Genomic DNA, 12,703 nt, shown 5'->3' with positions numbered 1-12,703 from the left:
AACCTCCGTATGACTTTTCTATTCTTCCTCTTCTTTCTCTTTAACTGAATTAATGATTTCAATCATCATTTCAATGTCACCTTCAATTTCGTTTAATGATGATACTGTTGACATTTTAATACCACCAATTCCTAGATGAACTTCGTAATCTTCATCATGTTCTAAAGCATGTAAATAACTAAAGGCCTCGTCTGTTTGAAATGTTCTTAAATGCACACCTTCATCTTCAATTCGGTCGTAAAACCACCTACTATTTGGAGCTTCTAATTCATTTACAAATAATACAAACGGTTGATCACCGTCAGTAAAAACGACATTGTGCTCACTTTCGTCTAGAACTTCTAATTCGTCTGGTTTATATACGTTAAAACTATCAAATGAATAGTTAGGTTCCTTAGCTTCAGTTGATAAAAATACGTCTTTAACTGTAGAGTCAGCTTGGTTAAAAGCGTCTTCTACTGAAGGTGAGCATGCACCAATGATCACCCCTAAAAATAAAACACCTAAAATTTTATTATACCTCAACCTTTACCCTCCAAGATCTATATTAACATTCAATGTTTATAATTATTATCTTTTCAATTATATTAAAAATTACCCCTTATACATTTGACAAAATCTAGTTATCTATTCATTATTAAATGTAACAGATTTTATATAGGAGGTCATAATGATGAACTTATCGATTTACTTAGCTGGACAAATCCATGATAACTGGCGTGAACAATTAAAGCAAAAAGCATCCGAAAAAGGGTTAAACATTAATTTTTACGGACCTCAAGAAAATCATAGCCTTTCAGATGACATAGGTGAAAACATCCTTGGTAAACAACCCAACAGCTTATATCGTGACGATGCTGCTTCTGGTATTAACAATTTTAGAACTGAACTAATGCTTAAGCAATCAGATGCTGTTATTGCTCTTTTTGGTGAGAGTTATAAGCAATGGAACACAGCTATGGATGCGGGAATTGCAATCGGGTTAAATAAACCATTAATTTTAGTCCGTCCTGATTCATTAATCCACCCATTAAAAGAACTATCTAATAAAGCTAACGTTACTGTTGAAACAATAGATCAAGCAATTGAAGTGCTAGCTTATACTTTTAAATAACATAAGAAAGAGAGATGTAATAAGACAAATGTCCTATTCATCTCTCTTTTAATTTAACCGTTTTCTTTAATAGAATCAACTGTAGATTGATCAATTGACTTAACAAGTTTAGTTAAAAGCTCTTTAGCTGCAGCATAATCATCTACATTAATGATTGATGAACTTGTATGGATATATCTTGAGCAAAGCCCCACAACAGCAGAAGGAACACCGTCATTAGAAATATGAACACGCCCAGCATCTGTACCACCTTGTGAGATAAAGTACTGATAAGGAATATCGTGTGTTTCTGCTGTATCTAAAATAAAGTCACGCATACCACGATGTGTAATCATAGAACGATCAAATATTCTTAGTAATGCGCCTTTACCTAACTGTCCAAATTCATTTTCATCACCTTCCATATCATTAGCAGGTGAAGCATCTAATGCGAAGAAAAGATCTGGATCAATCATATTAGCAGCTACTTGAGCACCACGTAAGCCAACTTCCTCTTGTACCGTTGCACCAGAATATAGGGTGTGTGAAAGCTTTTCACCTTGTAACTCTTTTAACAATTCGATTGATAAACCGCAACCGTAACGGTTATCCCACGCCTTTGCCATAATCTTTTTATCATTCGCCATTTCAGTAAAAGGACAAACAGGGACGATTGGCTGTCCAGGTTTAACACCAATTCTTTTAACATCATCTTCATCATCTGCACCAATATCAATAAGCATATTTTTAATTTCCATTGGCTTCTTTCGTTGTTCAGCTGTTAAGTTATGGGGTGGAATTGACCCGATCACACCATCAACTGGACCATTGTCAGTCATGACTTGTACACGTTGCGCTAGCATGACTTGATTCCACCAACCGCCTAAGGTTTGAAAACGTAACATACCATTTTTAGTCACTTGAGTAACCATAAACCCAACTTCATCCATATGTCCTGCGACCATTACCTTAGGGCCTTCCCCGTGACGAACACCAAAAACGCCTCCAAGCTTGTCTTGCACCACTTCATCTGAGTATTTTTCTAATTCTTGACGCATAAACTTTCGAACTTCATGCTCATGACCAGGTGCACCAGGTAATTCAGTCAATGTTTTAAACATATTTTTCGTTTCTTGATTCACTATGTATCACTCCAACTTTTTTATAATTCTTTATTTTTTATTTTAACAGAAAATTAACATTAATCCACCATAGTTTATATTACTATTTTGAATAGACGGCTAAAAAGATTATAATAAAGCTAATACTATTTAATGGAGTGAGCGAAAATGAAATGGTATAAATTAGCGATCCCAGCAGCTATTGGCATCACAGTAGGGTCAATATTAGGTAAAAAGATTAAAGAACATTGGCTGATTCCAGAAGTTGCGTTAAAGCGTGTAAAAGAACAATTTAAACAAAGTGGACCAATAAGTGGTTCATGGATTTTAATGGAGCAAGAGGAATATGCCCAAGCAGGGAAATTATACACTGTTTATCAAGGTGGTGTTTCACGTACTGTGGATGGTAGGACTGAACACTATAAGTTTTATGCAGATGCTACAAATGGTGAAATACTTGAAACATATATTTTAGAGTAAACGTTCTTATTTAATTTCAGCTAAGACTAAGGCTTTACCTACTTAGTTCGACACTTTTACTGAGCGAAGCTGTCTTTTAAAGTATGAGAGAGGTTAAGACAAATTTATCTATTATAATAGAAAATCCGAACGATTCATCATCAAATGAACGCGTTCGGATTTTGCTTTATGGGCTTCTATTGATACTCATAACGCTTACGTTCTATTTTATCCATGATCGATTGCTCTTGATCAAATTTAAGAGCGCGGTAATAAGCATCATGGTAAAAAATGAACCAACGATCTTTCTCATATGCTTCATCTAACAAAGCTTTCTTCTCATGAACACTAGTAACGGGATAGTCATCGTAAGCTAGCACCCATAGCGGGTTTTGATGAGCATGTGTTGGCATTAAATCTGCCATATGAACGAAAGAATCTTTTCCATCATCATAATGAATGACGCTATGACCATTACTATGACCACCAGTATGTGTCATCGTTAACCCTGGAATTACTTCATAATTCTCTTTAAACGTTACGATTTGATGTTGGACTGACTCCCAATTTTCTTTCCAATATGTGTTTTTTGAACGCATGTTGGGCTTTTGCATTTCTTCCCATTCGACTTCTGATGTAATAACCTTAGAATTTGGGAAACTCGAAGTTAACTTCCCATCATTAATATAAGTTAAACCACTTGCATGATCAAAATGTAAATGTGTCATTAAGATTGTATCAATATCTTCTGGTGTTAATTTGAGCTGTTTTAGCGATTCAAAAACTCTTGACTCTTCTAACACACCAAAATTTCGCTTTAACTTATCAGGTAACTTACCAAAACCTACACCAGAATCAATTAAAATATTGTGATTTTCTACTTGTAATAAGATTGGGTCACACCTTAATTCAATTTGGTTTAATTCGTTATGTGGGTATTTTAGACTCCAAAGTGGCTTTGGAACTACACCAAACATAGCTCCACCATCCATGTGAGTCACACCACCATTTACCCAAGTTAATGTTGCGTTACCAATTGTCATTGTTTCCATACGCTCACCCCTTTTGTATGTTTAACTAAACTATTGAAAAGAAGCAATACAACGGTAAATAGGTTGTCCTTTGTTTGAAAACTTCTCTTCATACTCTGTCATGACATTTGTCTCATCTTCAAGTGCATGTAGGTCTAGGGTGACATCTTCTAATTTCATTCCAAATTGTGAAAAACTAACTAAACTATATTCAAATAATTTACGATTATCTGTTTTCATAATAATTTTACCTTGGTTGTGTAAAACACTCTGATATTGCTCTAAAAATGTATAATAAGTTAAGCGCCTTTTTTCATGACGTGTTTTAGGCCAAGGATCAGAGAAGTTCAAGTATATTCGGTCAATTTCATTTTCTGAAAACATATCTCTTAAATCACGTGCATTTACATGAACTAACTTTGTATTTGTTAATTCTTTTATTTTATTAATTGCACTTACGATTACATTTTTATCACGTTCAATTCCAATAAAATTAAACTCCGGATTATAAGTTGCCATGCCTTCGATAAAGCGACCTTTTCCTGTCCCTATTTCTAATGCAATTGGTTGTTCTTTATGAAATATAGATTGCCAATTACCTTTTCGATCATAGGGATCTTGTTCAACGTTAGATGTATGTTCCTTTATATAATCATCAGCCCAAGGCTTATTTCTTAATCTCATAATAACACCTTTCTTCCTAATGTTTCTATCATCTATTATACAATAAAAATATCTATATCCAAGACTAGTGCAAGGATATAGATAGTGATTAATACTTTATAAATAATTGCTGGTTACTTGTTAATTGTTCTTTCCACTTTGCACATTCATGTTCATCCCCGCGCTCTAAATGCCATAAGTAAAAAGAGAGTGATTGTGCTGTCTTATACCATTGGCAGCGAGCTAATAAATGGTCATCTAGCTGCACACCGTATCGCTTCAACCATTCTTCCCATTCGGACCTCGAAATATATTGATAAAGCAACATACTTAAATCCATTGCTGGGTCAGCTAATACCGCATTATCCCAATCAATTAAATATAAGTGATTGTCTTCACCTAACATCCAATTTGAATGATTTAAATCAGCATGACAGACAACTTTCTTATAGTTTTCAACGAAGTCTATATTATTAGACAAGAAATCGGTTGATTGTTTAACAAAATCAATATTAGAGACTCGTAGCTTACGAGCTTTTTCATGTAAATTCACGAGTAAATGCCATGGTTCTAAAGGTTTTTTTCCCATGCGCATAAATAGGTGTAATATTTCAGATGAGTGATGAATTTTACTAATTAGTTGAACGACATCGTCTTGCTTCATTTCGGACTTGGTTAAAACACGTCCTTCAAGCCATTTTTGGGCTGTAATGACATCCCCATCTGCTAATCTCTTCGTCCATACAAGTTTCGGTACGATTCCCTCAGCTGATAAAATCGCTAGAAACGGCGATGAATTTCTTTTTAAAAATAATTTTTGTTGGTTATTATTTTCAGCCAAGTAAGCTTCTCCTGAGCTGCCCCCTGCTGGTGTAATTAACCAATCGGAACCTAATACTTGTTCCATCGTTCACTCACCTACTTTACTACGTGTCGTTCGAATTGAATTAAATAGTCAGACTAGAATAGAATAACTTATTTAAAGAGTATTTTTCAAGTGTTTTTGACATAATTCTCACTTTATTATTGTAATAGATTCCTGTTCTTTATTTATAACGCACTGCTGTGTCTCATTTGTATAGCCATCTGCTTGATACATAATCGGGACTTCTGAAGATAATTTAATCTCTTTCGCTTCAAATGTATGAACTTCTTTTAGTTTTGTATGTTTCCCGAAAAAGACCGTGATGAATAAAAATAATAGCTTCCACCGCGAAATATTGTTAACAGTAGTAATTGTAAAGTTATTTGGATTAACTTCAGCATCTAGTGCAATTTTCATACCACCGCCAAAATACGGATGATTACTGACAGTTATTAACCACGTATGATCTATTTTAATACATTCCCCATCGACATTTAAAGACAAAGTTTTAGGTTTATATTTAAATATTGTCATGAGTAATCCGTATACGTAGATTAAAGGCGCTAAATGAAGTGCATTAAACCATTTTTTGAGCCTAGATTCATTAACTACCTTGGCCACTTCAGCATCAAATCCAAAGCCAATACTAGATGCAAATAAGTATTGGTCTTCATTGACTTCATATTGGCCGAACCAATATTGAATGGTTTTCGGATTAGTGAATAACTGTTTAATTTGCTTATATGGATTCAAATGAATCTGACAGCCTCTTGCAAAGTCATTACCTGAACCAGCTGGTATAAAAGCTAACTGTATTACTAGATTTGACTTTTTTATACCATTAATAACTTCATATAAAGTGCCATCCCCACCAATTACAATTATTTTTTCAACTTGTTCGTTCTCCTCTTTAATTTGTTGAACGATTTCTGTAGCGTGTCCTTGATACTTCGTTACGTACATTTTATACAGGTGTTCATTAATGTGATTTTGTTTAATCATTTTTTGGTACACGCTTTTACTTTTACCGTTTCCTGCTTTTGGATTTAAAATGAGTGCATACATATTTTTAACCTCTCATTTATTCAGCCTTTAAATAGGGTCAAGTTCTTCATCAACTTCTTCCCACTCAGGCCTACTGATTGAAGTAATTTGTGTATGTTGGAGCAGGGCATTTGCAACTTTTAATTGTTGGTGCTTCAGCGGTGTTTTAGTTTGTCTATTTTCATTAAACCAAGATTCATAGTTTTTTATGTCTATGTACTCTGTTTGATATGGAGTATGATGATGATTAATTGTCCCATTCATTGATAACACAAGTTTTTTAATTGGATAATTGATTTCTTTATAGTTTAATATATTTCTTAGGGCACCTTCTGATCTTTTTAATGCAAGGTTTGGATTCACGATAGTTGATTTCTCTCCATTCACCCTTTTCAGCCATTTTCGCTGATCAATTGGTTCATAAGTTGTCGTATCATCTTCATCATCATTTAACCAATTCAAGCAAATGATCGATGTTGGTGTGATCATGATCGTTTCAATTTCAAATAAAGCTTGTTTAAGTCTGAAAATAGGCTGATAAAGTATCAAATACGTATCAGGAAAACGTTTTAAAAAATACTTTAATCGTTCATCAAGTTCATAATGTGGGTCTAAAAACGACACTTCTTGCAATGTACTTGAAGCCCATTTTAATTGAAAGTGATATATTTTCTCTAAAAATTGATATTTTAGCTCTTCTTCTGTTTCAGGTAATGTGGAACCTTGAATCTCTTCATTTGATTCATGCCGCTTTTTAAACCACCTTTTCCACCGGCCAGGTGAGTCAGGTTCTTCGTCAATGCTCGGTTCTAATTGATTCTCTTGTTCTTGTAGCCATTTCGCATGAATGGCTTCATAGTTTTCTTTCTTTAGCCTTAGGAATTGAGTCGGATAACGATATATATCTGTCTCATAACGTGAGATATAATCTTGTAATTTTATCAATTGAGCCATTAGTCTTCACCTGTTTCTGTAAAATGAAAAGTTTTAATAATTTCATATTTCGGTTGTGTCTTGGGATCAATCTTAAATAAGTGAAATTCAGTCATTTGAATGGTTTCTAAAATAGGTTGAATCTCATTATTTAAATCTTGCTCTAAGTGTTTCTTGGGGTTCTTCCACTTCTTCGCCAATGTAATATGTGGTTTAAAAGGTCGTGATTCTTCCTCAAACCCTAATGAAGCGCAAGTGCTTTCAATTTCAGTTTTTAATTGATGAAGTTCATTTAAATGATCTAGTTTTGCAAATAGAACTCGTGGTTGCTTGCGTTGACCAAAAAAACTAACCCCTGTAATTGTTGATTCAAATCTTTTAACAAACATTAAGTCATTAAGTTGTTCAATGAGCTTAGAAACTTGTTGGTCAGAGACCGGGCCTAAAAACTTTAATGTTATATGAAAATCTTGTACGTGGACCCACTGTCGATAACTGACGTAAGGTTGAACTGCTTCTTGCCACTTTAATAGACCTTGACAGATATCAGTCGGAATTTTAATACCAATAAAATAATGACCCACTCATCATCACCACTTTAACCTTTTAATTGTTCAAGTTCTACTTCACTTAGCTCGCGGTACTCACCTAATGCTAATTCATAGTCTAAGCTTAAAGCGCCCATCTTAAGCCGTTTTAAAAACCGAACTTCATGATGACGTGCTTTAAACATTCGTTTTATTTGGTGGAATTTACCTTCTCTGATCGTCACGGTTACCCAGGAATGTTCATCTGTCGTATCATCCACTTCCAAAATTGCTGGCTTAGTCAAATAACCATCTTCTAACGTCACTCCTTCTCTAAAAGCTTGAACATCTTCATCAGTCACAACACCACTAATTGTGGCTTCATATACTTTATTGACTTTATGCTTAGGAGATGTTAAACGATGGGCTAAATCACCATCATTCGTTAGTAACATTAGCCCTTCAGTATCTTTATCTAAACGACCGACAGGAAATAAATTAAATTTATTATAAAATGAGTCTAATAAATCAGTTACACATTTATGTTTAGGGTCTTCCGTTGCTGAAATCACCCCTTTAGGCTTGTTTAACATAACATAAACGAATTCTTGATATTCAATCGCCTCACCGTTTACAACGACTTCCGACTGTTTTGGGTCAACATGCTTTGAAACATCCTTTTCTACATTTCCGTTTACTAGGACTGACCCTTGTTTAATGATTTTTTTTACATCTTTTCGCGATCCAAACCCTTCGTTTGCTAACAATTTATCTAAACGCATGTATCATAACCCCTATATAAATAGTTTAGAAAAACGTCTAACGCGCTCACCTAATAGCCGTTCTAATAACGTTGTTTTGTATGCCATCCATAAATAACTGTAAGCACCAATGATAACCGGAACAAATAGTTGAACAGACAATTGGAACCTTGTCACCTCTCCACTAAAAGGCAATCCTACTAGCCATCTCGTAATTAGTACAGTAACAGCCATAATGGTCGTTAAAATAATTATTAATAACGAAATTTTAAATAATGGTTTTAAATCAAACTTAGTTTCCCTATAAAGTTTAATAATATTTAATATAGAAGCTGTTAGTACAGCTAAACCTGTTGCAATAACAGCACCTTCAGCTTGTAAGACTGTAATCAGTGGTACATTTAATACAATTTTAATTAATAAACCTACAAATAAACTAATTACCGTAAAGTTTTGTTTATTAACCCCTTGTAACATCGATGCACTTACGGTAAATAAAGCGAAAAATAATGAAACTGGAGCATATACCGCTAATATTGGACCAGCATAAGAGATAGCTTCAGGGTCAAATAACGTTCCGTACGCCTCACTTGATAATAGTGATAATCCAACAGCTGCTGGGAAAATTAATAACATCACAATTTGAAAAGACTTACTAATATAACTTTGATATTCTTGATGATTATTTTGAGTAAAAGCATGAGTAATCGATGGTAATAAAGCCATTGCCAAACCAATAGCTAACGTTACTGGGATAATAACGAGTTTATGTCCATAAACGATCATAATAGATAATAGTTGTTCAGATATATCAGCAAGTCCAATATTCCCCATCGTGCGGTTAAATGTCATTTGGTCGACTATTTGATATAACGGGGTAGCAAGTCCAACTAAAATAAACGGACCGGCATAAGATAATAACTCCTGGTATAAATCTCGACGTGGAATATCTGAGGTTTTACCAGATTGTCTTAATTGCCGCTTCATTTCTGGTCGTCTTTTACGGTAAATTGAAGTTAATATTAAACTTGATGCAATTGCACCAATAAAAGCAGCAAAAGCAGCAATACCAACAGCCATTGTAATCGAACCATCTAAGATTTTTATTACAACAAAAGCACCGACTAATAAGAACACAATTCTAACAATTTGTTCGATCACAATTGAAATCGCACTCGGCCCCATTGAACCATGCCCTTGAAAATACCCTCTAACTAAACTCATAGGAGCAACAGCTAACAATGCAAAACTAACCATCTGAATAACAAATGTAACATCACTGATGGAATTAGAGTAGTCACCGTCAGCTGGGACAAAAATTTGCGCTAACCATTCAGCACTAAAAAACATCACTAAAAATGTGACTATGCCTGTCCCAAACATAAAAATTAAGCCTGATTTAAACACCGCTTCTTTAGTAGCATAGTCTTCTAAAGCATTATACTTTGCTACAAATTTAGACATCGCCATTGGAATACCTAATGATGATATCGTTAAAAATATTTGATACGGATTATATGCATAAGAATATAATGCTCCACCCGACTCACCTACTAATGCGAAAAAAGGAATCACATAAAGCAACCCTAGTATTTTTGATAAGTAATTGGCACCTGTTAACATCATAGTGCCACGAAGTATATTAGATTGTGACATAATTTCACCTACAATTATTTTTCTTTCCGATTCTTTTATTTTATCATATACAATAGAGAAAATAACGAGTAGAAAGGGTTTGAAATTAAATTGAAATATGACGTTGTTGTAATTGGTGGTGGTCCATCAGGTTTAATGGCAGCAATCACTGCTGGAAGACATGGAGTGAACACCTTATTAATTGAAAAGGGGAAGAAGCTAGGTAGAAAGCTTGCCATCAGTGGTGGCGGGCGTTGTAATGTTACCAATGTTTTACCCGATAAAGAATTGATCGAACATATTCCTGGGAATGGTAAATTTTTATATAGTGCATTCTCGATCTTCAATAACTATTCAATTATCGATTATTTTGAATCGCTTGATGTTAAGTTAAAAGAAGAAGATAAAGGGAGAATGTTTCCTGTTAATGATAAGGCAATCACAGTAGTAAATAAGTTGTTAGAACAACTAGACAATCATCAAGTTGATACAATGTTAAATACAAAGGTGAAAGCTGTCAATTATGATGATGTTTCTCATTCGATCATTCTAGAAGATGGGGAGAAAATCGAAACCCAGTCAGTTATCATTGCCGTAGGAGGCAAGTCAGTTCCACATACAGGTAGTGAAGGTCAAGGTTATGCCTGGGCTAAAAAGGCTGGACATACAATTACAGAATTATATCCAACAGAAGTCCCAATCACATCTAAAGAACCATTTATCCAACAAAAGATTTTACAAGGAATCTCTTTACGTGATGTAGCGATTACTGCATTAAAACCTAATGGTAAACCGATTAAAACACATCGTTGGGACGTTTTATTTACACATGAAGGTATATCAGGTCCAGCAGCACTTAGACTAAGTCAATATGTTGTTAAAGCATTAAAAAAACATAAAGTTGATCAATTAAAGGTATCAGTTGATTGTTTCCCTGACTTAAACGAACAACAATTACTTGATCAGTTAATGAAAGCTTCTAAAGAAGCACCTAATAAATCTGTTAAACATATTTGGAAACCTTTTGTACAGGAGCGCGTGTTATTATATTTCATAGAAAAAGCTGAAATTGATCCATCAACAACCTATCATCACTTAGAAAAGAAAAAAGTAATTAACCTCGCTCACCTTATAAAGAACTTTGAATTCTATGTTAATGGTACATTACCGATCGAGAAGGCTTTTATAACAGGTGGTGGAATATCATTAAAAGAGATTGTTCCAAATCAAATGGCTTCAAAAATAATGGATCGTCTATATTTCTGTGGTGAAATCTTAGATATCCATGGTTATACAGGTGGGTTTAATATTACAGCAGCTTTTTCAACTGGTTATATTGCTGGGTTAAATGCTGCACAACAGGTGACAGCAAACTATACTAATTAATCCACTTAAGGTTCTGCCTTTAAATCTGTTAAGTAGTTCTTATAACGAGTAGACAATGTGAAAACAAGTTATAACAAATTAAAACACCGTATAATTAGCGAATAATAAACAGCAGTGGGAAACACTTGGATTTTTATGTCCAAGTGTTTTTTCATCTTGTCATGTAAAACTAAAGCAGCCCGTAGTTGAACAAGACAATCGAGATTTATTCAACTATCACGTCGCTTTGTTTAAGATCTATGCTATTTGTAAATACACTAAACTTTAACAGAGCCTTAATAATAAGCCCTTTTTCGTTTGTAATTTTAAATACAAAATGTTTTTTACGCTATTGTGTCAATCCAATACAATACTGGCTATTTATTATTTGCCCTCACATTTTGTTGGACTTTCCTGCTTCTTTAATAAATTCATGGGGGAGATTGTTAATCAATACGGTTCTATTATTCTCCCAAATTCCACTTCAACTTGTTCTACTGTGTCTCGATTATATATTCATTTTTAAATCACTGCTTTTTAGAGCTTTTAGGTTCTATTTCAAATGTGGTGATATAAAAAGTTACACCATCCACTTATTTTCCTTTTAACGAATATATTTATCATCGCTACATCAAAATGCTTCGCTTTCCGCGGGCACGGTTCGAGACTCCTCGGTGCAAAATACTAAGATGTCTAATCGATGAGGCTGTTTGGCTCGAGCCGTGCTGCGGCAAAGAAAACACTGCGACAAACGCCCTTAGGGAAGTTTGAGCAGATGTTGCACTTGTGCCCTTTGGGTGCAAGCATCCACCGTAAGCGGAACGCCTGACGCCGGGCGGCCGCTATCCAAAACCTCACTCTGAATTGTGTCTCTACCCCAACAAATATTGTAGAGCCTAAATAAAAAAGTAGTGCAGTTAAGTATGTTTAACTGCACTACTTTTTAAGTTGCCCGGCGGTGTCCTACTCTCACAGGGGAAGAACCCCAACTACCATCGGCGCTAGAGAGCTTAACTGCTGTGTTCGGCATGGGAACAGGTGTGACCTCTCTGCCATAACCACCGGACAAATCATTATATCAGATTAATTGAAGGTCCAATACCTTCAAAACTAGATAAGAATCAACCAAAGTCGAAGACGTGTTTTATCACTTGATTTAAGTTAAGTCCTCGATCGATTAGTATCCGTCAGCTCCACGTGTCACCA

General features: G+C 34.7%; 13 protein-coding genes and 1 rRNA gene. 3 read left to right on the top strand and 11 right to left on the bottom strand.

What is annotated here, in order from left to right; genetic code table 11:
* Positions 1-18: 18 nt before the first annotated feature.
* Entirely contained in the window at positions 19-525 is a 507-nt protein-coding gene (locus ABDZ63_RS04255) for a hypothetical protein (protein WP_343782003.1), read from the bottom strand.
* A gap of 148 nt (positions 526-673) precedes the next feature.
* On the opposite strand from ABDZ63_RS04255, the gene ABDZ63_RS04250 reads away from it, so the two are divergent.
* Positions 674-1,114 (top strand): YtoQ family protein, encoded by a 441-nt coding sequence (locus ABDZ63_RS04250; protein WP_343782002.1) that lies wholly within the window; start codon positions 674-676, stop codon positions 1,112-1,114.
* A gap of 53 nt (positions 1,115-1,167) precedes the next feature.
* Here the strand turns inward: ABDZ63_RS04250 and ABDZ63_RS04245 are convergent, their stop codons facing one another.
* Positions 1,168-2,235, bottom strand: a complete 1,068-nt coding sequence (locus ABDZ63_RS04245; protein WP_343782001.1) for a M42 family metallopeptidase — start codon at positions 2,233-2,235, stop codon at positions 1,168-1,170.
* A gap of 147 nt (positions 2,236-2,382) precedes the next feature.
* Between ABDZ63_RS04245 and ABDZ63_RS04240 the strand changes: the two genes are divergently transcribed.
* Positions 2,383-2,694: a PepSY domain-containing protein gene (locus ABDZ63_RS04240; protein ID WP_343782000.1), complete on the top strand. Its 312-nt coding sequence runs from the start codon at positions 2,383-2,385 to the stop codon at positions 2,692-2,694.
* 176 nt (positions 2,695-2,870) lie between these two features.
* Here ABDZ63_RS04240 and ABDZ63_RS04235 read toward each other — a convergent pair whose 3' ends face one another.
* The 8 genes from ABDZ63_RS04235 to ABDZ63_RS04200 all read right to left on the bottom strand — a co-directional run bounded on the left by ABDZ63_RS04235 (position 2,871) and on the right by ABDZ63_RS04200 (position 10,153).
* Positions 2,871-3,725, bottom strand: coding sequence for a YtnP family quorum-quenching lactonase (locus ABDZ63_RS04235; RefSeq protein ID WP_343781998.1), 855 nt, complete (start codon positions 3,723-3,725; stop codon positions 2,871-2,873).
* Between the two features lie 30 nt (positions 3,726-3,755).
* On the bottom strand, positions 3,756-4,388 hold the full coding sequence (gene trmB, locus ABDZ63_RS04230) for a tRNA (guanosine(46)-N7)-methyltransferase TrmB (RefSeq protein WP_343781997.1): 633 nt from the start codon (positions 4,386-4,388) through the stop codon (positions 3,756-3,758).
* 88 nt (positions 4,389-4,476) lie between these two features.
* On the bottom strand, positions 4,477-5,274 hold the full coding sequence (locus tag ABDZ63_RS04225; protein ID WP_343781996.1) for a phosphotransferase: 798 nt from the start codon (positions 5,272-5,274) through the stop codon (positions 4,477-4,479).
* Between the two features lie 108 nt (positions 5,275-5,382).
* Positions 5,383-6,297, bottom strand: a complete 915-nt coding sequence (locus ABDZ63_RS04220; RefSeq protein ID WP_343781995.1) for a diacylglycerol/lipid kinase family protein — start codon at positions 6,295-6,297, stop codon at positions 5,383-5,385.
* A 27-nt stretch (positions 6,298-6,324) separates the two neighbouring features.
* On the bottom strand, positions 6,325-7,230 hold the full coding sequence (locus ABDZ63_RS04215) for a nuclease-related domain-containing protein (RefSeq protein WP_343781994.1): 906 nt from the start codon (positions 7,228-7,230) through the stop codon (positions 6,325-6,327).
* Complete coding sequence (gene thpR, locus ABDZ63_RS04210; protein WP_343781993.1) at positions 7,230-7,793, bottom strand: RNA 2',3'-cyclic phosphodiesterase; 564 nt, start codon at positions 7,791-7,793, stop codon at positions 7,230-7,232. The genes ABDZ63_RS04215 and thpR overlap by 1 nt, the downstream gene beginning before the upstream one ends.
* A 14-nt stretch (positions 7,794-7,807) precedes the next feature.
* Positions 7,808-8,518: a pseudouridine synthase gene (locus tag ABDZ63_RS04205; RefSeq protein WP_343781992.1), complete on the bottom strand. Its 711-nt coding sequence runs from the start codon at positions 8,516-8,518 to the stop codon at positions 7,808-7,810.
* Positions 8,519-8,530: 12 nt separating this feature from the next.
* A complete protein-coding gene (locus ABDZ63_RS04200) occupies positions 8,531-10,153 on the bottom strand; it encodes a putative polysaccharide biosynthesis protein (protein WP_343781991.1) in 1,623 nt (540 codons plus the stop codon).
* Between the two features lie 90 nt (positions 10,154-10,243).
* Between ABDZ63_RS04200 and ABDZ63_RS04195 the strand changes: the two genes are divergently transcribed.
* A complete protein-coding gene (locus tag ABDZ63_RS04195; RefSeq protein ID WP_343781990.1) occupies positions 10,244-11,518 on the top strand; it encodes a BaiN/RdsA family NAD(P)/FAD-dependent oxidoreductase in 1,275 nt (424 codons plus the stop codon).
* A gap of 929 nt (positions 11,519-12,447) precedes the next feature.
* On the opposite strand, the gene rrf is transcribed toward ABDZ63_RS04195, so the two are convergent.
* Positions 12,448-12,563: ribosomal RNA gene (rrf, locus tag ABDZ63_RS04190) — 5S ribosomal RNA — on the bottom strand.
* Positions 12,564-12,703: the final 140 nt, after the last annotated feature.

Origin of the sequence: Alkalibacillus silvisoli (assembly GCF_039521975.1) — a bacterium.
GTDB lineage: Bacteria > Bacillota > Bacilli > Bacillales > Alkalibacillaceae > Alkalibacillus > Alkalibacillus silvisoli.
Note: the sequence above shows the minus strand (reverse complement) of the source record. Positions and strands in the feature narration are given on the sequence as shown.